This window comes from Polaromonas sp. AET17H-212 (assembly GCF_002379085.1).
In the GTDB taxonomy this organism is placed as follows: Bacteria; Pseudomonadota; Gammaproteobacteria; order Burkholderiales; family Burkholderiaceae_C; genus Polaromonas.
In genome coordinates this window covers 235,315-258,213 of the sequence record NZ_NBZW01000001.1, presented here as the reverse complement: position 1 = coordinate 258,213, position 22,899 = coordinate 235,315, and the positions used below count along the sequence as shown (strand labels likewise).

18 protein-coding genes are annotated in these 22,899 nt (G+C 65.6%); 4 read left to right on the top strand and 14 right to left on the bottom strand.

The annotated features are described in order from the left end of the window. Positions 1-2: 2 nt before the first annotated feature. The 10 genes from B7G53_RS01180 to dapC all read right to left on the bottom strand — a co-directional run bounded on the left by B7G53_RS01180 (position 3) and on the right by dapC (position 10,359). Entirely contained in the window at positions 3-575 is a 573-nt protein-coding gene (locus B7G53_RS01180) for a hypothetical protein (RefSeq protein ID WP_141396264.1), read from the bottom strand. 37 nt (positions 576-612) lie between these two features. Further along, entirely contained in the window at positions 613-1,164 is a 552-nt protein-coding gene (locus B7G53_RS01175) for an OmpA family protein (protein ID WP_096662432.1), read from the bottom strand. A gap of 87 nt (positions 1,165-1,251) precedes the next feature. Beyond that, entirely contained in the window at positions 1,252-2,046 is a 795-nt protein-coding gene (locus tag B7G53_RS01170; protein ID WP_096662431.1) for a hypothetical protein, read from the bottom strand. Positions 2,047-2,180: 134 nt separating this feature from the next. Next, complete coding sequence (locus tag B7G53_RS01165; protein WP_096662430.1) at positions 2,181-2,684, bottom strand: hypothetical protein; 504 nt, start codon at positions 2,682-2,684, stop codon at positions 2,181-2,183. A gap of 93 nt (positions 2,685-2,777) precedes the next feature. Next, positions 2,778-4,799: an ABC-F family ATP-binding cassette domain-containing protein gene (locus B7G53_RS01160; protein ID WP_096662429.1), complete on the bottom strand. Its 2,022-nt coding sequence runs from the start codon at positions 4,797-4,799 to the stop codon at positions 2,778-2,780. 72 nt (positions 4,800-4,871) lie between these two features. Beyond that, positions 4,872-5,762 (bottom strand): 50S ribosomal protein L3 N(5)-glutamine methyltransferase, encoded by an 891-nt coding sequence (gene prmB, locus B7G53_RS01155; RefSeq protein ID WP_096662428.1) that lies wholly within the window; start codon positions 5,760-5,762, stop codon positions 4,872-4,874. Beyond that, positions 5,759-6,952: a succinyl-diaminopimelate desuccinylase gene (gene dapE / locus B7G53_RS01150; RefSeq protein ID WP_096662427.1), complete on the bottom strand. Its 1,194-nt coding sequence runs from the start codon at positions 6,950-6,952 to the stop codon at positions 5,759-5,761. Before dapE ends, prmB begins: the two co-directional genes overlap by 4 nt. Before the next feature lie 20 nt (positions 6,953-6,972). Continuing rightward, positions 6,973-8,169 carry a PilT/PilU family type 4a pilus ATPase gene (locus tag B7G53_RS01145; protein ID WP_096662844.1) on the bottom strand — a complete coding sequence of 399 codons (1,197 nt, stop codon included), beginning with the start codon at positions 8,167-8,169 and terminating at the stop codon, positions 6,973-6,975. Positions 8,170-8,320: 151 nt separating this feature from the next. Beyond that, on the bottom strand, positions 8,321-9,148 hold the full coding sequence (gene dapD, locus B7G53_RS01140) for a 2,3,4,5-tetrahydropyridine-2,6-dicarboxylate N-succinyltransferase (RefSeq protein ID WP_096662426.1): 828 nt from the start codon (positions 9,146-9,148) through the stop codon (positions 8,321-8,323). Positions 9,149-9,159: 11 nt separating this feature from the next. Next, a complete protein-coding gene (gene dapC, locus B7G53_RS01135; RefSeq protein ID WP_096662425.1) occupies positions 9,160-10,359 on the bottom strand; it encodes a succinyldiaminopimelate transaminase in 1,200 nt (399 codons plus the stop codon). Between the two features lie 345 nt (positions 10,360-10,704). Here dapC and smc point away from each other — a divergent pair, with 345 nt between their 5' ends. From smc to ligA, 3 genes are read left to right on the top strand one after another with little or no spacing between them, the layout of a single operon-like run. Continuing rightward, on the top strand, positions 10,705-14,238 hold the full coding sequence (gene smc / locus B7G53_RS01130; RefSeq protein WP_096662424.1) for a chromosome segregation protein SMC: 3,534 nt from the start codon (positions 10,705-10,707) through the stop codon (positions 14,236-14,238). 6 nt (positions 14,239-14,244) lie between these two features. Further along, the gene (locus B7G53_RS01125) at positions 14,245-15,309 is read left to right on the top strand and encodes a cell division protein ZipA C-terminal FtsZ-binding domain-containing protein (RefSeq protein WP_096662423.1); all 1,065 of its coding nucleotides are present in this window, start codon (positions 14,245-14,247) and stop codon (positions 15,307-15,309) included. A gap of 11 nt (positions 15,310-15,320) precedes the next feature. Further along, positions 15,321-17,423 carry an NAD-dependent DNA ligase LigA gene (gene ligA, locus B7G53_RS01120; RefSeq protein WP_096662422.1) on the top strand — a complete coding sequence of 701 codons (2,103 nt, stop codon included), beginning with the start codon at positions 15,321-15,323 and terminating at the stop codon, positions 17,421-17,423. 5 nt (positions 17,424-17,428) lie between these two features. On the opposite strand, the gene B7G53_RS01115 is transcribed toward ligA, so the two are convergent. Next, positions 17,429-17,878 carry a YbaN family protein gene (locus B7G53_RS01115; protein ID WP_096662421.1) on the bottom strand — a complete coding sequence of 150 codons (450 nt, stop codon included), beginning with the start codon at positions 17,876-17,878 and terminating at the stop codon, positions 17,429-17,431. Between the two features lie 96 nt (positions 17,879-17,974). On the opposite strand from B7G53_RS01115, the gene def reads away from it, so the two are divergent. Next, a complete protein-coding gene (gene def / locus B7G53_RS01110; protein ID WP_096662420.1) occupies positions 17,975-18,514 on the top strand; it encodes a peptide deformylase in 540 nt (179 codons plus the stop codon). A gap of 18 nt (positions 18,515-18,532) precedes the next feature. Here the strand turns inward: def and B7G53_RS01105 are convergent, their stop codons facing one another. From B7G53_RS01105 to map, 3 genes are all read right to left on the bottom strand, one after another. Beyond that, positions 18,533-19,063, bottom strand: coding sequence for an OmpA family protein (locus tag B7G53_RS01105; protein WP_096662419.1), 531 nt, complete (start codon positions 19,061-19,063; stop codon positions 18,533-18,535). Positions 19,064-19,297: 234 nt separating this feature from the next. After that, positions 19,298-21,940, bottom strand: a complete 2,643-nt coding sequence (locus B7G53_RS01100) for a [protein-PII] uridylyltransferase (RefSeq protein WP_096662418.1) — start codon at positions 21,938-21,940, stop codon at positions 19,298-19,300. 48 nt (positions 21,941-21,988) lie between these two features. Beyond that, positions 21,989-22,861, bottom strand: a complete 873-nt coding sequence (gene map / locus B7G53_RS01095) for a type I methionyl aminopeptidase (protein ID WP_096662417.1) — start codon at positions 22,859-22,861, stop codon at positions 21,989-21,991. Between the last annotated feature and the right edge of the window lie 38 nt (positions 22,862-22,899).

The following is a 22,899-nucleotide window of genomic DNA, read 5'->3' as shown; positions in this document are numbered from 1 at the left end:
TGTCAACGGGCCGTGCAACTCATCAGCGCCGGCTGCTGGTTGGACCAGCTCGCAAAGCCACCCATGTGGCCCTCGCCGCCACGGTCAAATTCAAGGCCCGACCAGAGCAGCGACAGGGTGCCGACCTCGGGGCGGGCCGGGTCTGCCCAGTACAGGTTGAGGTATCGGGCACGGCAATTCTCGCAGGCGTCGCTGCGCTCCAGCGCAAGGCGGCGCGATCGGCCGCCGGGGTCCGTGTAGTCGGCGCCAATGCCGCCGGCGAACGACAGCTGGTGAGAGCCTGCCGCATCCTGCCAGCGGCATTGCAGCGGTTTGCAGCGGTTTCCCTGGCAGGCGAGGGTGACGCGGTCTTTGGCATTCACCGCCGATGGATGGACAGCCAGTTCACCGGCGTGCCAGGGCGTCGCGCTTGCTTGCGCGAAGGCAGGCAAGGCTGCGGTGGCCGTGCCGCTGCGGCCGGGCACCGCGGACTTGCTCGCCTGATCGCAGGCAGGGACGGCCGCGATGCCGGCGCCTTGCGCCAGCGTGCAGCACAAGGCAAGCGCCGCCGCAACCCGGCATCCGGGCTTGCTCACGGCACGCCTGCCGATGCTGCAACGGCGCTGGCGGTCATCACTCGGAAGCGGTGATTTTCGCGCTGACCGTGACGGTCGTTCCAGGACTGGCGCATTCCAGTTTTTTGCGTGCCTCAGCCGTGGCGCTCCTGCATTCCGGCGGCATCTCCCAGGTGCGTTGCAGCGTGGCGGTGGTCGTGATTTTCTCGTGCGGCAAACCGTGCATTTCCAGCAACCTCGCGAGGCGCTCCGCGCGCTGGCCGGCCAGTGCCAGCCGGTACTTGTCGCTGCCAGACTCATCGGCATGACCTTCGACGGTGACGGCGGTGATCGTGCCGCTGCGGCGAAGCTGCGCCGCGAACGAGGCGAGATGCTCTTCCCGCTCCGCCGACAGCTTGTTCATGCGTGGGGCAAAAACAAGCGCCATCGCCAGCGTGGTTTGCGCGGGAGGACGCCGGGGTGCAATGACCGTTGTAGGGCGCGGCGCCTCAATGCGGCTGACCAGTGCCGGTGGCGGGATGTCAGGCCCCGGCGAAGGTGGGGGCGCCACGGGTGTGGCGCAGGCAGCCAGCAGCGCAGGCAGGACGCAAAAAAGTGGGGCAAATTTCATGATCGAGGGGCTTTCATCAGCGTTCGGGACCGTAACTAATGGGACGCAAACCGACAAACTTGTCAGGACGACAAACCCTGGCTGGATTCAGCATGCGGGGATCGCCCGGCTGCGGATGACAAAGGAAAACCGTTTGCCTGCTCCGCTCACGGTGAGCCCTGTTTCGGGCCCCAGCGCGGAGTTTTGAGAAAAACGCAGGCGAACCCTGCCCGCCGCGGCTTCGGCAGCCTTGTCGGCGGCCACGGCTTCTACCGCAACCAGCTTCAGGCCTCGGGCATCGGCAGGCGTGACGGTCCAACCCTCGCCCGGCGAACCGGGGAGGTCCAGCTCCAGACTGTCAAACATGGTGATGAACAGCGGCTCCGCCTGGTTGTTCTCGTTGCCACGGACAGTCTGGCCGCGCGGGGTCACCTTGGGGGGCTGGACGTCCAGCCGGATCAGGCCTTCGCGGCCGGCATGGCTGAGCTGGATATAAACCAGGCCGCTGCCCTGCGCGCCGAAGCGGTGCCAGCTCATGGCGCCGGCACGGTTGCCACCCATCACGGCATCGGCCTCCGGCGCCACCCTGCCGCCGCCCTGGGCCGCCAGGGTGCGAAAGCGCGCTTCATCGAGAGCGAGAAGCACCGGCTGGGGCCGGTCCCGGGGCTCATCCACCAAGGTCAGAACCGCCCGGGCGGGCGCCAGCACCGAGATCAGGTCGCCAGCCCGCAGGCTGCGCTCCTGGGGCAGAGGGGGTGTTCCCGGCTTGCGGGAAGCCAGGCTTTCGAAGAGGACGACCTGTCCCCGGGCCGGCGGGTCGGCCATACAGGCGAATGCCGGTGCCGTGAGCATCGCGGCCCCCATGGTGATCAGCAAGGGAAACAGCGATGTCTGGAATGTCATGGGTGTTTGCGGCGCTGCAGGATCGCGAGAATCCCCAAGGCCATGATGAAACAGTTTGTAAGATGACGGAGCTTAACGCCTTTTTTCACCCGCCGGGGGTGGTCGCACCTCACAAGCTTTGGCGCGCTGGGGCCCTAGGCGGCGTAGCCCAGCAGCGGCACTTCCAGCTGCGCCTGCCGCGCTACGCGAATGCAGTCTTTCATGTGTTCCTCGCCCAGATAACGGATGGCCGCATAACCGACGGTGGCGGCCACGATCTGGCCGGCGAAGGGCACGTACTTGGCGAGTTGTTTGGTGGTCAGCCGCATGCCGATTTTGGTGGCGGCCTTGAGGACCAGGTCGCGGCTGATGAACTTGCCGATCAGAACCGAACCGACCAGGGTGACCGCCTTCTGGACCTGGTCGCGTTTTTTCGGATCGAGCTGGTCGAGCTGCTGTGGCGTGAGGCCAAACTCCCGGTTGATTTCAGGAATCAGCTTCGACAGCATCGCGGCATCGACCGCCCAGTCGAGGCCGGGCACCGGCACGGCGCTGGCCGCGGCGGCGACCATGGCGCGTTTGTTGAGCAGCTTGCGGCTGCGGATCACTGCGGCCGCAAGGGACGCGTCGTCGGAGGCCATCTGGAGGGCGGTGGGCATGATTGCACTTTAGCGCGAAATGCCCAATGGGGTTAGAGCCGCAAGCCCAACCCCGTCCGCTCAACGCCGGCTCCATGCCGGCGTAACCCCGACTCAGGCCAGCGAGGTTTCGATCTGCTCGGTGAGTTCCAGCCAGCGCTCTTCCAGCGTACCCAGTTCGGTGTCGATCACCTTCAGGCGCTTGCCGGACTGCGCCATTTCCGCCGGCGCGGTGGTGGTGGCCAGCGAGGCCTGCAGGCTGTCGCGTTCAGCGCTCAGCGACTGCATGCGGGCGTCGATTTTTTCCAGTTCCTTGCGCAGCGGTTTGGTCGTGTCCGACTGCTGCTGCCGGCGCTGGGCATCGTCCTTCTTGCTGGCCGGTTTTTTGACATCAACAGGGGCTGAAGCCACCGTCGTTGTTACGCTGGCAGCTACTGTTTTGGTAGCAGCTGCAGCCGGCGCCGGGTTGCTCGCGGACTTCTTGGCTTCCTCGCGCTGGCGCTTGGCTTCGTCGAGCAGGTAACGCTGGTAGTCGTCGAGATCGCCGTCGAACGGCGCGACACCGCCGCGTGAAACCATCCAGAATTCGTCGCACACCGCGCGCAACAAGGCGCGATCGTGGCTGACCAGCATGACCGTGCCTTCAAACTCGTTGAGCGCCATCGACAGCGCCTCACGGGTGGCCAGGTCCAGGTGGTTGGTCGGCTCATCGAGCAGCAGCAGGTTGGGGCGTTGCCAGACGATCATGCACAACACCAGGCGCGCTTTTTCGCCGCCGCTCATGCTGCCGACGGCCTGCTTGACCATGTCGCCGCCAAAATTGAAGTTGCCCAGAAAACTGCGCAAGTCCTGCTCGCGGGTTTGCTGGCCGCTGATCTTGCCGGCGGCGGTGACTTCCTTGACGAGCCGGATCATGTGTTCCAGCGGGTTGTCGGCCGGGCGCAGCACGTCGAGTTCCTGCTGCGCGAAGTAGCCGATGTTCAGGCCCTTGCCCTCCAGCATCTCGCCACTGAGGGGGGCCAGCGCACGCGCGATGGTCTTGACCACGGTGGACTTGCCCTGGCCGTTGGCGCCCAGGATGCCGATGCGCTGGCCGGCCAGCACCGACTTGCTGACGTTCTGCACGATGACCGTGGGCGGCGTGCCTGCGGGCGCATCGGGCGGCGGCGGGTAGCCGAAGTCGACATGCTGCATCGAGAGCATGGGGTTGGGCAGGTTCGCCGGTTCCTTGAACTCGAAGGTGAAGTCGGCCTCGGCCAGCAGCGGCGCGATTTTCTCCATGCGGTCCAGCGCCTTGACCCGGCTTTGCGCCTGCTTGGCCTTGCTGGCCTTGGCCTTGAAGCGGGCAATGAACTTCTGCAGGTGGGCAATCTTGTCCTGCTGCTTGTTGAAAGCACCCTGCTGCAGTGCCATCTGCTCGGCGCGCAGGTCCTCGAACTTGCTGTAGTTGCCGCCGTAACGCGTCAGCTTGGCGCCTTCAATATGCACGGTGACATCGGTCACGGCATCGAGGAACTCGCGGTCATGGCTGATGACCAGCATGGTGCCCTGGTAACGTTTGAGCCAGGCCTCCAGCCAGACCAGCGCGTCCAGATCCAGGTGATTGGTCGGTTCGTCGAGCAGCAGCAGGTCGGACGGGCACATCAGTGCGCGCGCCAGCTGCAGGCGCATGCGCCAGCCGCCGGAAAAACTGTTGACCGGGTTCTCGAGCTCGCTGAGCTTGAAGCCCAGACCGAGGATCAGCGCCTGGGCTCTAGCCGGCGCGTCGTGCGCGCCCGAGTCGTAGAGCTCCATGTAGGCATGCGCCATGCGGTCGCCGTCGCCGCTGGCCTCGGCCGCATCGACCTCGGCCTGCGCGGCCTGCAGCACCACGTCGCCTTCAATCACGTAGCTGGTGGCGCTTTGTTCGGTTTCGGGCATGTCCTGGGCGACTTGTGCCATGCGCCACTGGGCGGGGATGTAGAACTCGCCGCCGTCTTCGTGCAGCGTGCCGTTGAGCATGGCAAACAGCGAGGACTTGCCCGCGCCGTTACGCCCCACCAGGCCGACTTTTTCGCCGGGGTTGAGGGTGACAGACGCGCTGTCGAGAATCACTTTGGCGCCGCGACGCAGCACCACATTTTTAAGGGTAATCATTTAAACCAAGCAGACACAAGAAAAATAGCCAGTCGGCGCGTTGCGCCCCAATGCCGGCCCGAGACGCAAGTCTCAAGCCAGTTGTTGGCGCGTGAGGAGCAGAACCTGGTCGGGGCCGGCGCTGGTTTCAAACCAGAGCGGTTCCAGGTGCGGGAAGGCGCGTTCAAAATTCTCGCACTCGTTGCCGATTTCCAGCACCAAAACACCATTTTCGCTCATATGGCCGGCCGCGTTTAGAAAAAGGCTTCGAATGAAGTCCATGCCGTCCTCGCCACCGGCCAGCGCCAGGGCCGGTTCAGCCCTGAATTCGGCCGGCAGGGCGGCCATGCGGGTGGCATTGACATAGGGCGGGTTGCACAAAATCAGGTCGTAGGGACCCGGGCAGGCGGCCAGCCCGTCCGATTCGATCAGGGTGATGCGGTCCTGCAACTGGTGCCTGTCCACATTGATGCGGGCCACCGCCAGGGCGTCCGGGCTGATGTCGGCCGCGTCCACCAGCACGTCCGGGTAACACATGGCGGCCAGCACGGCCAGGCTGCCGTTGCCGGTGCACAGGTCCAGCACGCGCCGCGTGTCCTCGCTGAGCCAGGGGTCGATGTCGCCATCGGCCAGCAACTCGGCAATCAGGGAGCGCGGAATGATCACGCGTTCATCGACGTAAAAGGGCACGCCCTGCAACCAGGCTTCCTTGGTCAGGTAGGCCGCCGGCTGGCGCGTGCGGATGCGGGTTTCCAGAAGGGCCGCAACCTGCGCGGCATCGGCAGGGCTGACGGGCCGGTTCTCCACCGCATCGAGCTCGTCCAGCGGCAGGCCCAGCTTCCAGAGCACCAGCCAGGCCGCCTCGTCAAAAGCCGTCAGCGTGCCCTGGCCGAAACCGTTGGTGTGGCTCAGGCCGGCAGCTTCGAGCCGGTCGGCCCAGTGGTCGATCAGGCCCAGCACCGTCGAGGGGGCGCCGGCTGTCACAGCGCGGCCAGGCGTTCCAGCACGCCCTTGTAGATGTTTTTGAGCGGGTCCAGCGAGCTGACCAGCACGTGTTCATCGATCTTGTGAATGGACGCGTTGATCGGGCCGAACTCGATGAGCTGCGGGCAAATGCTGGCGATAAAACGCCCGTCGCTGGTGCCGCCTGTGGTCGACAGCTCGGTCTGCAGCCCGGTCTCGGCCCGGATGGACTCGCTGACGGCCTGCACCAGCTCGCCGGGCGTGGTCAGAAAGGGCTGGCCGCCCAGCGTCCAGGCCAGCGTGTAGTCGAGCTGGTGGTGTTGCAGGATGGCCTCGAGCCGCGCCTTCAGGCTGTCGGCGGTCGATTGGGTGGAAAAACGGAAGTTGAAGTCCACCACCAGCTCGCCAGGAATGATGTTGGATGCACCGGTGCCGCCGTGCACATTCGAGACCTGCCAGCTGGTGGCTGGAAAAAACGCATTGCCGGCATCCCACTCGGTGGCGACCAGCTCGGCCAGCGCGGGCGCAAAGGCGTGAATCGGGTTTTTGGCCAGGTGCGGGTAGGCGATGTGGCCCTGCACGCCCTTGACCGTGAGCTTGCCGCTCAGCGTGCCGCGGCGGCCGTTCTTGATCATGTCGCCAAGCTGGTTGACCGAGGTCGGTTCGCCGACGATGCAGTAGTCCAGCACCTCGCCGCGCGCCTTCAGTTGCTGCACGACGACGGCGGTGCCGTCCACCGACGGGCCTTCCTCGTCGCTGGTGATCAGGAAGGCGATGGAGAGCTTCGGTTGCGGGTTGGCAGCCAGGAACTCCTCGACAGCCACCACCATGGCCGCGATCGAGGTTTTCATGTCGGCGGCGCCGCGCCCGTACAACACGCCGTCGCGGTGGCTGGGGGTGAAGGGCGGGCTGGTCCAGTGTTCCAGCGGGCCGGTCGGCACCACATCGGTGTGGCCGGCAAAGACCAGGGTGTGGGGTGCTATCGAATTGGGAGCTGCCTGCCCACGTTCCGCCTGGGTTGCAGGGCTAAAACCATTGAATTTCGCCCACAGGTTGGTGACACGAAAGTGTTCTGGCCCGCTGACGATGGTTTCACATGCAAAACCCAGCGGCTGCAAACGCCCGGCCAAAATGGCCTGGCAACCCGCGTCGTCAGGCGTGACGGACGGGCAGGCGATCAGTTGTTCTGCAAGGCGGAGGGTGGAAGACATGGAACGATGCCGGACAGTATTTACAGGGGGGTGAAGCCGGTGGTGCCGTACTTCGAGTTGGAACCCGAGTCCGGGCGCACGTCGAGCGTGATCTCGGTGAAGGAGGCTTCGTCATCCGGGTCTTCTTCGGGCTCTTCTGCTGCCTTGGCGGCCATGGCAAAGTCGTTTTCCAGTCGCCACATCAGGTTGGTCGGCGAGTCGGAATGCAACAGGCCTTCCTTGCGCGTGACGGTGCCCTCGACGATCAGCTTGGCGATGTCCTGCTCGAAGGTCTGCGAGCCTTCGGCCATGGATTTTTCCATCGCCTCCTTGACGCCCGAAAAATCGCCTTTTTCGATCAGTTCCGAGATCAGCTTGGTGTTGAGCATGACCTCCACCGCCGGCGTGCGGCCGCCCGCCTGCGTGCGCAGCAGGCGCTGCGAGACGATGGCTTTCATCGCCGCGCCGAGATCGCCGAGCATGGTGTTGCGCACCTCGACCGGGTAAAAACTCAGGATGCGGTTGAGCGCCTGGTAGCTGTTGTTGGCATGCATGGTGGCCAGGCACAGGTGCCCGGACTGCGCGTAGGCAATCGCGGCCGACATGGTTTCGCGGTCCCGGATCTCGCCGATCAGGATCACGTCGGGCGCCTGGCGCAGCGCGTTTTTCAGCGCCACCTGCAGCGACTGCGTGTCGCTGCCGACCTCGCGCTGGTTGACCACCGACCTCTTGTTGGTGAACAAAAACTCGACCGGGTCTTCGATCGTCAGGATGTGGCCGGACTGGGTCGCGTTGCGGTGGTCCATCATGGACGCCAGGGTGGTGCTTTTGCCGGCGCCGGTGGAGCCCACCATCAGCAGCAGCCCGCGCTTTTCCATGATCAGGTCGGCCAGGATGGGCGGCACGTTGAGGCTGTCGAGCGGCGGAATTTCACCGGGCACATAGCGGATCACCACCGCATAGGTGTTGCGCTGCCGGAAGCCGCTGATGCGGAAATTGCCGACGCCGGCCAGCGGAAAACCCATGTTGAGCTCGCCGAGTTCTTCCAGCTCCTCGATGCGTTCGGGCGGCAGCACCTCGGCCAGCAGGTTGCGCGGTGCCTCGGCCGGCAGGATCTGGCTGTTGATCGGAATCGCCTCGCCATTGATCTTGATGAGGGCCGGCGAATGGGCCGACAGATAGACGTCGGAGGCCTTTTTATCGGCCATCAAACGCAGGATACGTTCCATCGTGCTCATGGTCTGCGTAGTCATCGTCGGTTCCGATCAATCAGTCAAAGGACACACAAGGAACAAGCCGCGACGGCTCCATCTGCACCAGCCGGGGCCGCAGTCGCAGCGCCCCCCTCGGGCGGTAGCGGAGCACACGCAGTGGCGAGCGTGGGGGCCATCAATCCCGCAGCAGGTCGTTCAGGCTGGTCGTGGCGCGGGTCTTGGCGTCCACCTTCTTGACGATCACGGCGCAGTACAGGCTGTATTTGCCGCCGGCCTTGGGCAGGTTGCCCGACACGACCACAGAACCGGCCGGAATGCGGCCATAGGTCACGGTATCCGCCTCGCGGTCATAAATCGGTGTGCTCTGGCCGATGTAGACACCCATGGAAATGACGGAGTTTTCCTCGACGATCACGCCTTCCACCACCTCGGAGCGCGCACCGATGAAGCAGTTGTCTTCAATGATGGTCGGGTTGGCCTGCAGGGGTTCGAGCACGCCGCCCAGGCCGACGCCGCCGGACAGGTGCACGTTTTTTCCGACCTGCGCGCAGCTGCCGACCGTGGCCCAGGCGTCCACCATGGTGCCTTCGTCCACATAAGCGCCGATGTTCACGTAGCTCGGCATCAGGATCGCGCCCTTGGCGATGTAGCTGCCGCGGCGCGCCACGGCCGGCGGCACCACACGCACGCCGCTTTCCTTCATTTCCTGCTCGCTCAGGTGCGAGAACTTGGTCGGCACCTTGTCATAAAAGCCCAGGTCGCCGGCGCGCATCAGCACGTTGTCTTTCAGGCGAAAGCTCAGCAGCACGGCTTTCTTGATCCACTGGTGCGTGGTCCACTGGCCCACACCCTGGCGCGTGGCGACGCGCAGGCGGCCGCCGTTCAGTTCGGAAATCGTGTGCTCGACCGCATCCTGGATCTCTTTGGACGCAGCCTGCGGCGAGAGGTTGGCGCGGTCTTCCCAGGCGGCGTTGATGATGCTTTGAAGTTGGTCTTGATTCATTTTTTTTCAGATCAGGTGGATTGGATAAATTGAACGATTCTTTCGGCAGCTTCCACACATTCAGCGGTTTCAGCCACCAGCGCCATGCGGATGCGCCCGGTACCGGGGTTGTGGCCCCGGGCTTCGCGGGCAAGGTAACTGCCGGGCAACACCACCACATTGTAAAGAGCGAGCAGTTCGCGCGAAAACGCAGGGTCGTTGTTGTCAAAACGCGCCGGAATCTGCGCCCACAGGTAAAACCCGGCGTCGGGCAGGGCCACGTCCATGACGCGGGCGAGCAGGGGGGTGACCTGGGCAAACTTTTCGCGGTACAGCGCGCGGTTCTCCACCACATGTTTCTCGTCGTTCCAGGCGGCGATGCTGGCCGCCTGCACGATGGGGCTCATGGCGCTGCCGTGGTAGGTGCGGTACAGCAGAAAAGGTTTGATCAGCGCCGCGTCACCGGCAACAAAGCCGCTGCGCAGGCCCGGCACGTTGCTGCGTTTGGACAGGCTGGTCAGCGCGATGATGTTTTTGAAGTCATGCCGGCCCAGCTGCGCCGCGGCCTGCAGCGAGCCCAGCGGCGGCTCCTCACGGAAATAGATCTCGCTGTAACACTCGTCCGAGGCAATCACAAAGCCGTACCGGTCGCTCAGTTCAAACAGCAGCCTCCACTCGTCCAGGCCCATGACCGCACCGGTCGGGTTGCCCGGCGAGCAGACAAACAGCAGCTGCGTTTTTGCCCAGACCTCTTGCGGCACAGCGGCCCAGTCCACCGCAAAATTGCGCGCCGGGTCGCTGGGCGCGAACCAGGTGTCGGCACCGGCCAGCAGCGCCGCGCCTTCGTAGATTTGGTAAAACGGGTTCGGGCTGACCACTGTCGCGCCGGGCTGCGTCGGGTCGATCACGGTCTGCGCCAGCGCAAACAGCGCCTCGCGCGAGCCGTTGACCGGCAGGATCTGCGTGGCCGGGTCCAGCGCCAGGCCGTAACGGCGCTGCAGCCAGTCGGCCATGGCCTGCCGCAGTTTGGGTTCGCCGGCGGTGGCCGGGTAGCTGGCCAGGCCAGCCAGGCTGGCGCTCAGGGCGGTCTTGATCAGTTCCGGCGTCGCATGCCGGGGTTCGCCAATGCCCAGGCTGATGGGGCGGTAGGCCGGGTTGGGCGTGACGTCGGCGTGGAGCTGGCGCAGCCGCTCGAAGGGGTAGGGCTGCAGGCGTTTCAACAATGGATTCATCGCCCGGATTATCCCGTGTGAACACCGCGCGGGTGGCGGCCGGCCAGTCTCCAAAGCTGCTTTGCTATGAAAAAGATAGCTTCTTGCGCACGACAGACAAGGGCTGGAGGCCATTTTGATGCATGAATTCGGGGAGGAACCGGCCACGGAAGGGCGCGCCACCACCGCCACCATGGCCCGCGCGGCGCCGGTCACCATTTTTTACAGCGGTCCGGGCGTCGGGCTCGGGTAACATTGCGGCCTGTGCATTGCCTGAAGCAAGCCGGGCATTCCAGAAAAATGCCATACAAATCAACTGCTTAGCTTCAAAGGTTCCCCAGCGCCAGGAAAAAAACAGGGTCCGCCGTGCGTCTCAATTCAATCAAGTTATCCGGCTTCAAATCGTTCGCGGAGCCGACCAATTTCGTGCTGCCGGGCCAGCTGATCGGCGTGGTCGGCCCCAACGGCTGCGGCAAGTCCAACATCATGGATGCCGTGCGCTGGGTGCTCGGCGAAAGCAAGGCCAGCGAGCTGCGCGGCGAATCCATGCAGGACGTGATCTTCAACGGCACCAACCTGCGCAAGCCGGCCAGCCGCTCCAGCGTCGAGCTGGTGTTCGACAACGCCGACCACCGTGCCGGCGGCCAGTGGGGCCAGTTCGCCGAAATTGCCGTCAAGCGCGTGCTCACGCGCGACGGCACGTCCAGCTATTACCTGAACAACCAGCCAGTGCGCCGGCGCGACGTGCAGGACGTGTTCCTCGGCACCGGCCTGGGCCCGCGCGCCTACGCCATCATCGGCCAGGGCACGATCAGCCGCATCATCGAATCCAAGCCCGAGGAGCTGCGCCTGTTCCTCGAGGAAGCGGCCGGCGTGTCCAAGTACAAGGAACGCCGGCGTGAAACCGCCAACCGCCTGAGCGACACGCGCGAGAACCTGACCCGCGTCGAGGACATCCTGCGCGAGCTCAACGCCAACCTCGAAAAACTCGAGAAACAGGCCGAAGTCGCGCTGCGCTACAACACGCTGCACGCCGACGCCACGCTCAAGCAGCACCAGCTCTGGTTCCTCAAACGCGCCGAAAGCGAGGCCGACCAGGCCAAGGTCAAGGCCGACGCCGCCAAGTCGGTCAACGACCTGGAAAGCCGCATCGCCGACCTGCGCCATATCGAAGCCGACCTGGAAACCATCCGCCAGGCGCATTACGCCGCCGGCGACCAGGTCAACCAGGCCCAGGGCAAGCTGTATGAGGCCAGCGCCGAAGTCGGCCGGCTCGAGGCCGAAATCCGTTTTGTGGTTGAAGGCCGGCAACGCGTCGAGCAGCGCCTGGCGCAACTCAAGGAACAGACCAGCCAGTGGGCCGCGCGCAAGGAAGAGGCCGCGCTGGAAACGGAAACCCTGACCGAGCGGGCGATTCAGGCCGAAGAACAGGCCGAGCTGCTGGCCGCGCAGAGCGAAGACCAGGCCGGCCAGTTGCCCGCGCTGGAAGAAGCGCTGCGCGCCGCGCAATCCAAAGCCAATGAGCAACGCACCAGCGTGGGCCAGGTGCAGCAGCAGATCCAGGTGCTGGCCGCTGACCAGCGCAACATCGAGGAACAGTCGCGCACCCTGGGCCTGCGCCACGAACGCTTGACGGCCGACAAAAATGCCCTCAATGCGCCCGACGAAGCGCGCCTCGTCAACCTGAACACCCAGTTCGCCGCGGCCAGGGAGGAGCAGGACGAAGCCGAAGCCAGGCTGCACGAGCTGACCGACAGCGTGCCGCAGCTCGACGAAGACCGCCGCAACAAGCAACAGGCCGTCAACACCGAGTCGGCGAAACAGGCCGACCTGTCGGCACGCATGGAAGCGCTCAAGGCGCTGCAGGAAAAAGTCAAGACCGACGGCAAACTCAAGCCCTGGCTGGCCAAACATGGCCTGGATGGTTTGCAGGGCCTGTGGAGCCGCATCCACATCGAGCAGGGCTGGGAAAACGCCCTCGAAGCCGCGCTGCGTGAGCGGCTCGGCGCGCTCGAAGTCTCGCGCCTGGACATGGTGCGGGGTTTTGCCGGCACGGACGGGCGCGACACACCGCCGGCCAAACTCTCGTTTTATTCACCGCCAACGGCTGCCGCACCGGCCAGCGCTTCCGCCAGCGGCCTCAAACCCCTGGCCGATCTGCTGCGTCTGGGCGATGCCGGCCAGACGGCGCTGCTGGGCGACTGGCTGCACGGCTGCCTGACCGCGAGCAGCCTCGACGAAGCCCTGGCGGCGCGCCAGAAGCTGCAGGCCGGTGAAGTCATTTACGTGAAAAGCGGCCACGCGGTCACGCTGCACAGCGTGAGTTTTTACGCCCAGGATTCCGAGCAGGCCGGCCTGCTGGCCCGGGCCCAGGAAATCGAAAACCTCGAAAAACAGCTGCGCGCCCAGGCCCTGATCGGCGACGAGGCGCGCAGTGCCCTGATCCGGGCCGAAGCGGCCTACGCCGATGCGGCGCAGCGCCTGGCCACAGCACGCCGCGAGGCCGCCGAAGGCCAGAGCCGCACGCACGAGCTGCAGGTCGAGGTGTTGCGCCTGACCCAGCTGGCCGAACAGACCCGCGCCCGCAGCGAGCAGATTGCCGGCGACCTCGCTGAAATCGACGCGCAGATGAACGACCTGCAGGAGCGCCGGGTGACGGCCGAAGGACGCTTTGAAGAGCTGGACATGCAGCTGGCCGACAGCCAGGAGCGCCACGCCCAGCTCGACGACCGCGTCATCGAGGCTGAGCGCAAACTGAACGAATCCCGCGAGCAGCAGCGCGCGCTGGAGCGCCAGTCGCAGGAAGCGCAGTTTGCGCTGCGCAGCCTGGCCTCGCGCCGCGACGAACTGACGCGTTCCATCGACATCGCCGCGCAGCAGGCGGCGTCGATTGCCGGCGAGGAAGAACGCGCCAAAGAGGAGCTTTCGCGCCTGACGGACGCCGCGGCGCAAGCCGGTCTGCAGGGCGCGCTCAACGTCAAGCTCGAGCGCGAGGCCGACCTCGGCGCCAAGCGCAGCCAGTACGACGACCTGACCACCAAACTGCGCGCCAGCGACGAGCGCCGCCTGCAGCTGGAGCGTGAACTCGAGCCGCTGCGCCAGCGCATCACCGAATTCCAGCTCAAGGAGCAGGCCGCGCGCCTGGGCTTCGAGCAGTATGCGCAGCTGCTGGAGGACGCGCAGGCCGACATTACTGCCGTCGAGCTGTCCATCCAGACCGGCAATGTGCGCCTCTCGGGCCTGCAGGGCGAGATCGACCGCATCAACCGCGACATCCAGTCCCTGGGCGCCGTCAACCTGGCCGCGCTGGACGAACTCAGCAGCGCCCGCGAACGCAAGCAGTTCCTCGACGCCCAGTCGGCCGACCTGAACGAAGCCATGACCACGCTGGAAGATGCGATCAAGAAGATCGACGCCGAAACGCGTGACCTGCTGTCGAGCACCTTTGAGACGGTGAACCGCCATTTCGGCGAGATGTTCCCGCGCCTGTTCGGCGGCGGCAACGCCAAACTCATGATGACCGGCGAGGAAATCCTGGACGCCGGCGTGCAGGTGCTGGCCCAGCCGCCGGGCAAGAAAAACCAGACCATCCACCTGCTGTCGGGCGGCGAAAAGGCCCTGACCGCGATTGCGCTGGTGTTTGCGATTTTCCAGCTCAACCCGGCACCGTTCTGTCTGCTCGACGAGGTCGATGCGCCGCTGGACGACGCCAACACCGAGCGTTATGCCAAGCTGGTGGCCAGCATGAGCAAGGAAACCCAGTTCCTGTTCATCAGCCACAACAAGATCGCCATGGAAATGGCCGAACAGCTGATCGGCGTGACCATGCAGGAGCAGGGCGTCTCGCGCATCGTGGCTGTCGACATGGAAGCAGCGCTTGGTTTCGCTGAAGCAGCGTAAATAAAGATGAGCACACTCCAGATCAGTTTGGCCATCCTCGGTGGTTTGATTCTTGCCATCGTGGTGGCCCACAGCACCTGGTCGGCCCGCAAAAACCTGCCGCGGCGCGCCACGCCCGACCCGGCCGCGACTACTCCGGTGGAGCCGGTGGGCGAGCCGTCCTTTGACAGCGAGCCGGAGCGGCAGGAGCCTGGTTTTGACCGCGATTCCGGCCTGGACGCGCTGACCGCCATGACCGTGCCCGAGAAAAAACCCGGGCTCGATGCGCTGATTGACGTCATTGCGCCGATTCTGGTGGATGCGCCGGTTTCGGGCGAAGCCGCGCTGGCAGCCATGCCCGCCACGCGCCGTGCCGGCAGCAAGCCGTTTGCGGTGGAAGGCCTGAATGTGGCCACCGGGGCCTGGGAAACCCCGTTCGCGGGCCAGCGCTACAGCGCCTTCCAGTCCGGCGTGCAGCTGGCCAACCGCACCGGCGCACTGAACCAGATCGAGTTTTCGGAGTTTGTCATCAAGGCGCAGGCCTTTGCCGACGCGATTGACGGCCAGCCCGAGTTTCCCGACATGCTCGACGAGGTTGCCCGGGCCCGTGAACTGGACAACTTTGCCAGCGCCCATGATGCGCAGCTGAGCTTCACGCTGCGCGCGAAAAACACCGCCTGGAGCCCCGGTTATGTGCACCAGAGCGCCGCCAAGCTCGGTTTTGTCACCGGCTCCATCCCGGGCCGCATGGTGCTGCCGGCCAGCGAGTCCGGCCATGCGCCCATCCTGGGGCTGGCCTTCGACACGCAGGCGGCCATGGCCGAAGACCCGGAGCAGACCGCCCTGCGCGAGTTGACGCTGTCGCTGGACGTGCCGCAGGTGCTGCGTTCCGAGCAACCGTTTGTGCGCATGTGCGAGGCCGCGATCGCGCTGGCCAGCAGCATGGACGGCGTGATCATCGACGACCAGGGCCAGCCGATCCGGCCCGAGGCCATGGAAATCATCCACGCCGACCTCGAGCAGCTCTACGACACGCTGGAAGGCCGCGACATGCCGGCCGGCTCGGCGCTGGGCCGGCGCCTGTTCTCCTGATTTTTCTTCCCATGGTCACCCCCGACATGTTTGCGCCGCCCGAGCCGCGGAAGATGCCGGCGCCTGCCGAACGCGCCGCGGCCCTGCGCGCCCTGCTCGACGAACACGCACACCGTTATTACGTGCTCGACGAGCCAGCCATTCCCGATGCCGAATACGACCGGCTGTTCCAGGAGTTGCAGGCGCTGGAAGCGCAGCACCCCGAACTGGCCAGCCCGGATTCGCCAACCCGACGGGTGGGCGGCAAGCCACTGGACCAGTTCGCCAGCGTGCGCCATGCCGTGCCCATGCTGAGCATCCGCACCGAAACCGACACCGAGGCGACGGGCGCGAAAAATTTCGATCTGCGCGTGCGCAAGGAGCTGGGCCTGGGGGAGGGGGATCCACCGGTGGAATACGTGGCCGAACTCAAGTTCGACGGCCTGGCGATCAACCTGCGCTACGAACATGGCGTGCTGGTGCAGGCGGCGACGCGCGGCGACGGCGAAACCGGCGAGGACGTCACGCAGAACATCCGCACCATCCGGCAGATCCCGCTGCGGCTGCCCAAAGATGCGCCCCCTGTGCTGGAAGTACGCGGCGAGGTCTACATGCGCCGCGACCATTTCGAGGCGCTCAATGAGCGGCAGCGTGAAAAAATTGCCAAGGGTGCCAAGGGTGAAAAAACCTTCGTCAACCCACGCAATGCCGCCGCTGGCGCAGTGCGCCAACTGGACCCGGCGATCGCCGCGCAGCGCCCCCTGAGCTTTTTTACCTACGGCGTCGGGGAAGTCACGCCGCCGGAACAGGGCGGGCCGGACTTCGACACCCACTTCCAGCTGTTGCTGACCCTCAGATCATGGGGTTTTCCGGTCGCAGCCCAGACGCAGACTGCGCAAGGTGCTTCTGAATTGATAGCATTTCACGAGAAGATGGGCCGCGCGCGCGACCAGCTGCCCTACGACATCGACGGCGTGGTCTACAAGGTCAACAGCCTGGCGCTGCAGAAAAAACTCGGGTTTGTGACGCGCGAGCCGCGCTGGGCGGTGGCGCACAAATACCCCGCCCAGGAACAGATGACCAAGGTGTTGGCGATTGACGTGCAGGTGGGCCGCACCGGCAAACTCACGCCGGTGGCCAAGCTGGCGCCGGTGTTTGTCGGCGGCGTGACCGTGACCAACGCCACGCTGCACAACGAGGACGAAGCCCGGCGCAAGGACGTGCGCGTCGGCGACACGGTGATCGTGCGCCGCGCCGGCGACGTGATTCCCGAGGTGGTCAGCGTGCTGCTGGACAAGCGGACGCAGCACGCGCCGCAGTTCACCATGCCGCGCACCTGCCCGGTGTGCGGCTCGGACGCCGTGCGGGAGGAGGGCGAAGCCGACTACCGCTGCACCGGCGGCCTGTTCTGCGCAGCCCAGCGCAAGGAAGCCATCCTGCATTACGCCCACCGGCGCGCGGTCGAGATCGAGGGCCTGGGCGACAAGCTGGTCGAGCAGCTGGTCGACGCCGGCGTGGTCCGCACCCTGCCGGACCTCTACCGCCTGGGCCTGACGGCGCTGGCCGGGCTGGAGCGCATGGCCGACAAATCCGCCAACAACCTGCTTGACGCCCTCGAAAAATCCAAGCAGACCACCTTGCCGCGTTTTCTGTTCGGCCTGGGCATCCGCCACGTCGGGGAGGCCACGGCCAAGGAACTGGCGCGCCATTTCGGCAGCCTTGACGCGGTCATGGACGCGACCGAGGAACAACTGCTCGAGGTCAGCGATGTCGGCCCCATCGTCGCGCAGAGCATACGCACCTTCTTCGACCAGCCGCACAACCGCGAGGTGGTCGAGCAGTTGCGCGCCTGCGGCGTGACCTGGCCAGAGGGGAAACCGGCGGCACGCGCGCCGCAGCCGCTGTCGGGCAAGACCTTTGTCATCACCGGCACGCTGCCCACGCTAAGCCGCGACGAGGCCAAGGACCGGGTCGAGGCTGCGGGCGGCAAGGTCGCGGGTTCGGTCAGCAAAAAAACCGATTTTGTGGTCGCCGGCACAGAGGCTGGCAGCAAGCTGACCAAGGCCCAGGAGCTGGGTGTGGCCGTCATCGACGAAGCAGCCCTGCTGGCCATGCTGGCCGCCCCCGCGGCCTGACACCTTCAAGTTTCCGGCGGCGCAGCTTCGTCGCTGAGGTGTTCCGGCCGGCGCCACAGCCAAGCCAGCACGCCGGCCATGCAGCCGATGGCGAGCAAGGCCACCCAGCGGGTTGGCACCATCACCAGCATGAAGGCGGCGCTCCCACCCATGACCGCCGTGGCGGTCCATTTGGCGCGCCGGCGCACCACGCCGCCGCGGCGCCACTCGACCAGCATGGGCCCAAAGGAGGTGTGGCTTTCCAGCCAGGCCAGCAGACGCGGCGAGCTGCGGGCCGCCGCCCAGGCCGACAGCAGGATAAAGGGCACGGTGGGCATCACCGGCACAAAGATGCCTATCACGCCCAAGGCCAGGCTCAGCAGCGCCAGAACCAGCAGCGCCCAGCGCGTCACCAGGGGCAGCGGGGCGGCCGGCTCGGCGGGAGGCTCAGGCGGGCGGAAGGAGGGCGCGGACATGCCCCCATTTTGCCGTGCCGCAGGCGGCATGACCGCCCCGCCTGCGTTCTGTTTCTGTATGCTCGATGGTTTGACGACAGAGCAGACAGGATTTCCATGAGCGTACGCGACATTCTCAAAATGGGGGACCCGCGCCTGCTGCGGGTGGCCCCGCCCGTGACCGGCTTCGACACCGATGAACTGCACCTGCTGGTGGCCGACATGTTCGAGACCATGCGCGCCGTCAACGGTGCCGGCCTGGCCGCGCCGCAGATCGGCGTGGACCTGCAGCTGGTGATTTTCGGCACGGATGCGGTGAACCCGCGTTACCCCGATGCGCCCCTGGTGCCGCGCACGGTGCTGCTGAACCCGGTCATCACGCCCTTGTCGGACGACGAGGAAAACGGCTGGGAGGGTTGCCTCTCGGTGCCCGGCCTGCGCGGCGTGGTGCCGCGCTTCTCACGCATCCGCTACACCGGCTTCGATCCTTACGGCGATCCGATCGATCGCACGGTGGACGGCTTTCACGCCCGTGTGGTGCAGCACGAGTGTGACCACCTGATGGGTGTGCTGTACCCGATGCGCATCCGGGACTTCACCCAGTTCGGCTACACCGAGGTGCTGTTCCCGGGCCTGGATGCGTCTGAAGACGATTGAGTCCGCCCGTACGCGGTTTCAGCCGGCCTGGGCCCCCGGGCGGTCCGCCGGCAGGCGCGCCTTGCCACCGGAACCGAACACCGAGTGCCACCAGGCGGCAGAACCGTCGGGCGGCACCGGCGGTGTGGTCTCGATCCGGGCGTCCAGGTAGTCCAGCGTGACACGGCGGCGGTATTGCGCGACCTCTTCACCGGCCAGCTCGATCAGCGGCCGGGCCGCGCCCCGGCTCTGGATCAGCACCTGCTTGCGCCCGGCGCCGGCCTTGATCAGCGCCGAGCGTACGGCCATGGCACGGCGGTCGCCCATCAACCAGAAAAAGCGGTGGCTGCCGGTGCCGTAGCTGTGGCCGGACACCAGCACCCGCTGCTCGGGCCGGTCGGCCAACCAGGCCGCATGGGCGGCCAGCAGGTCGCCATAACCCTCGGGCACCAGCCAGTTGTCGGGTTCAAAAAAGACCTGGCGGGCCAAGGGCCGGCCGTCGTCGTCGCATTCGCCCGAGGCGTGCAACTGCTGCTCACGGGTCAACAGGGTTTGTGTCTGGGCATGCATGGCAAGCTCCTTGGGTGAAATGTCCGGTGGCCGGACCGGCCGCCATTTCTTCCTGGTTGCCAATCCGCAGTTCGTTCATTGTCTGCTTCTGGCAGCCCATCACAAGCCTCAAACAGTGATCATGTGTAACATCAAGAAAGCCGTTTAACTTATTGATTTAAATAAGTAAATATATTTTTTTGAGCCTGCGAACTGACGGGGAGCGACCGGTCCCCGGCCGGTGGCGGCTGGCGTTCAGGCCGCGAGGGCTTCGAGCAGTTCGGTCTCGATGGCGATCTGCGCCTTGTTGTGCTGCAGCTCCGGCCCGTCGATCAGGAAGGTGTCTTCCACCCGTTCACCCAGGGTGGTGACCTTGGCCAGTTGCAGGTTGATCCGGTGGCGGGCCAGCACGCGGGCGATCGAATACAGCAGGCCGACGCGGTCGCTGGCCGAGACGCTGAGCAGCCAGCGCTGGGCTTTTTCGTCGGGCCGCAGGTCCACGCGCGGCGTGACCGGGAAGCTCTTGACGCGGCGCGACACCCGGCCTTTGCCCGGCGGCGGCAGCGGGCCGTTTTCTTCAATGGCCCGGGCCAGTTCGGCTTCGACCATGGCCACGAGTTCGCGGTAGTGGTCGGCCAGTGTCGGGCTGACCACCTGGAAGGTGTCCAGCGCGTAACCGGGAGAGCCTTTGGCGGGCTTGGCCGTGTGGATCTTGGCGTCCAGAATGCTGAAACCGGCTTCCTCGAAATAACCGCAGATGCGGGCAAACAGGTCGGGCGCGTCAGGCGTGTACACCAGCACCTGCAGGCCTTCACCAGCGGCCGAGCGGCGCGCCCGCACAATACATTTGGCCGTGCCCACATGGCGTGACAGGTGGCGCGCATGCCAGGCAATGTCGCCGGCCTCATGGCGCATGAAATAACTGACGTCCAGCGAGTCCCACAGGGCCTTGTGCGCCTCGAAGGGTTCGGCATGCAGGGCCAGGATGGTCAGGGCCTCGCGTTTGCGGGCCTCGACCTCGGCGTCCGCATCGGGCGCCCGCCCGCCCAGCACCCGCAGCGTGTAGCGGTAGAGGTCTTCGAGCAGCTTGCCTTTCCAGGCATTCCACACCTTGGGGCTGGTGCCGCGGATGTCGGCCACCGTGAGCAGGTAAAGCGCGGTCAGGTAGCGCTCGTTGCCGACGCGTTTGGCAAAACCGGCGATGACCTGCGGATCGCTGAGGTCTTCCTTCTGGGCAATGCGGCTCATGGTCAGGTGTTCGCCGACCAGGAACTCGATCAGTTTGGCGTCTTCGGTGGCAATGCCGTGCTGCCGGCAAAACACCCGCACGTCCTTGCGGCCGAGCTCGGAATGGTCGCCGCCGCGGCCCTTGGCAATGTCGTGGAACAGGGCCGCGACGTACAGGATCCAGGGCTTGTCCCAGCCGGCGGCCAGTTGCGAACACGCCGGGTATTCGTGCGCGTGTTCGGCCATGAAAAAGCGCCGCACATTGCGCAGCACCATCAGGATGTGCTGGTCCACCGTGTAAACGTGGAACAGGTCGTGCTGCATCTGCCCGACGATCTGGCGGAACACCCACAGGTAGCGGCCCAGCACCGAGGTCTGGTTCATCAGGCGCATCGCGTGGGTAATGCCGGTAGGCTGCTGCAGGATGCGGCGGAAGGTGTCGCGGTTGACCGGGTCGCGCCTGAAGCGCGCGTCCATCACGCCGCGTGCGTTGTACAGCGCGCGCAGGGTGCGGGCCGACAGGCCCTTGACGCCCACCGTGGTCTGGTAGACCAGAAAGGTCTCGAGGATGGCGTGCGGGTTGGTCAGGTAGAGGTCGTCGCTGGCCACCTCGATCATGCCGGCCTTGTTCAGGAAGCGTTCGTTGATCGGCTGCGGCGCCTGCCCGCTGGGGTGGAGCCGCTCCTCGATGTTGAGCAGCAGAATCTGGTTGAGCTGGGTCACCGCCTTGGCGGTCCAGTAAAAGCGCTTCATCAGGGCTTCGCTCGCACGCGAAACCACGCGTCCGGTGTCGCTGTGGGTCACCGTCGCATAACCGAAGGACTCGGCCACCACGGTCTGCAGGTCGAACACCAGGCGGTCCTCGCGCCGGCCGGCCAGCAGGTGCAGGCGGGCACGTATCAGGCTCAGCAGGGCTTCGTTGGCCTTGATCTGGCGGACCTCGAAGGCCGTGGCCAGCCCATTGCGCGCCAGGTCGTCCCAGGACTTGCCCAACCCCGCCGCGCGCGCCACCCAGAGGATGACCTGCAGGTCGCGCAGGCCGCCCGGGGACTCCTTGCAGTTGGGCTCCAGGGAGTAGGGCGTGTCTTCAAACTTGTTGTGGCGCTGGCGCTGCTCCAGCGTCTTGGCCACGAAAAAGGCCTGCGGGTCCAGCACGCCTTCGAGTTGCGTCAGCAGGTCGGCAAACATGCTTCTGGAGCCCGCCAGCAGGCGCGCTTCAAGCAGCGAGGTCTGCACCGTCACGTCCTTGGCGGCTTCCTCGACACAGTCGCCGACCGAGCGCACGCTGGAGCCGATCTCCAGCCCCGTGTCCCAGCAACTGCCGATGAAGTGCTCGATCCGGGACTTCAGCGCCGCATCGCTGTCCACCCGGGCGTCGTCGGGCAGCAGCAGCAGCACGTCGACATCGGAATGCGGAAACAGCTCACCCCGACCAAACCCGCCGACCGCCACCAGGCAGAAGTCGGCCGGGAATCCGGCGCGTTGCCAGAGCTGGCGCAAGGTGTCGTCGGTGTGCCGGGCCAGCTTGCGCAGCAGGCTGCGGATGCCGCGTGTGGACGCGCCGCTGCCGGCCAGCGAGGTCAGCAGTGCATTTTTGCCGGCCTTGTACTGCTCGCGCAACTGGGCCGGTTCGGTGGGGGGCAACGAAACGGGAGGCAGCGCGGAAAGCATGGGCAGCAGGCGCTGTGGGCGCAGGATGGCGCGGGGCGGAGAGCCGACTCAGGCGGCCGAGTCGGCGGTCGAGGGGGTCTCGGCCTTCGCCGTGGCCGCCTGCGGCGCCGACTGTGGCACAAAGTCCGGGATGGCCGGGCTGCCGGCCGACAGCGTCAGCACTTCGTAGCCGGTTTCGGTCACCAGGATCGTGTGCTCCCACTGCGCCGACAGCGAGTGGTCGCGCGTCACGATGGTCCAGCCGTCTTTTTCGGGGCCGTCCTTGATGTCGCGCTTGCCGGCGTTGATCATGGGCTCGATCGTGAAGGTCATGCCGGGCTTGAGCTCTTCGAGCGTGCCGGGCCGGCCGTAATGCAGCACCTGCGGCTCTTCGTGGAAACGCTTGCCGATGCCGTGGCCGCAGAACTCGCGCACGATGGTGAAGCCCTGTTTTTCCGCAAAGGTCTGGATCGCATGGCCGATGTCGCCGAGCCGGGCGCCGGGTTTGACGCGCATGATGCCGTGCCACATGGCTTCGTAGGTGACATGGCACAGGCGCCGGGCCGCAATCGAGACGTCGCCAATCAGGTACATGCGGCTGTTGTCGCCGAACCAGCCGTCCTTGGTGATGACGGTGACATCGATGTTCATGATGTCGCCCTTTTTCAGGGGCTTGTCATTGGGAATGCCATGGCAGACCACGTGGTTCAGCGAGGTGCACAGCGAGGCCGGGTAGGGCGGGTAACCGGGCGGCTGGTAACCCAGCGTGGCCGACACGGTGCCCTGCACATTGACCATGTAGTCGTTGGCAAGCTTGTCGATTTCCCGGGTGGTGACCCCGGCCTTCACGAAGGGCGTCAGGTAGTCCAGCACCTCGGAAGCCAGTTTGCAGGCGACCCGCATGCCCTCGATGCCGGCTGCGTCTTTGTACGTAATACTCATGCGGTGATTATCCCACTGCCACACCGGCCCTGCATGGC

Coding starts and splice junctions, on each gene's coding strand:
- B7G53_RS01170 (WP_096662431.1), bottom strand. CDS start 2,046: ATGACATTCCAGACATCGCTGTTTCCCTTGCTGATCACCATGGGGGCC.
- ligA (WP_096662422.1), top strand. CDS start 15,321: ATGGTCACCCCCGACATGTTTGCGCCGCCCGAGCCGCGGAAGATGCCG.
- B7G53_RS01100 (WP_096662418.1), bottom strand. CDS start 21,940: ATGCTTTCCGCGCTGCCTCCCGTTTCGTTGCCCCCCACCGAACCGGCC.
- dapC (WP_096662425.1), bottom strand. CDS start 10,359: ATGAATCCATTGTTGAAACGCCTGCAGCCCTACCCCTTCGAGCGGCTG.
- dapE (WP_096662427.1), bottom strand. CDS start 6,952: ATGTCTTCCACCCTCCGCCTTGCAGAACAACTGATCGCCTGCCCGTCC.
- map (WP_096662417.1), bottom strand. CDS start 22,861: ATGAGTATTACGTACAAAGACGCAGCCGGCATCGAGGGCATGCGGGTC.
- B7G53_RS01160 (WP_096662429.1), bottom strand. CDS start 4,799: ATGATTACCCTTAAAAATGTGGTGCTGCGTCGCGGCGCCAAAGTGATT.
- B7G53_RS01105 (WP_096662419.1), bottom strand. CDS start 19,063: ATGCATGCCCAGACACAAACCCTGTTGACCCGTGAGCAGCAGTTGCAC.
- B7G53_RS01115 (WP_096662421.1), bottom strand. CDS start 17,878: ATGTCCGCGCCCTCCTTCCGCCCGCCTGAGCCTCCCGCCGAGCCGGCC.
- B7G53_RS01125 (WP_096662423.1), top strand. CDS start 14,245: ATGAGCACACTCCAGATCAGTTTGGCCATCCTCGGTGGTTTGATTCTT.
- def (WP_096662420.1), top strand. CDS start 17,975: ATGAGCGTACGCGACATTCTCAAAATGGGGGACCCGCGCCTGCTGCGG.
- B7G53_RS01165 (WP_096662430.1), bottom strand. CDS start 2,684: ATGCCCACCGCCCTCCAGATGGCCTCCGACGACGCGTCCCTTGCGGCC.
- B7G53_RS01145 (WP_096662844.1), bottom strand. CDS start 8,169: ATGAGCACGATGGAACGTATCCTGCGTTTGATGGCCGATAAAAAGGCC.
- dapD (WP_096662426.1), bottom strand. CDS start 9,148: ATGAATCAAGACCAACTTCAAAGCATCATCAACGCCGCCTGGGAAGAC.
- B7G53_RS01175 (WP_096662432.1), bottom strand. CDS start 1,164: ATGAAATTTGCCCCACTTTTTTGCGTCCTGCCTGCGCTGCTGGCTGCC.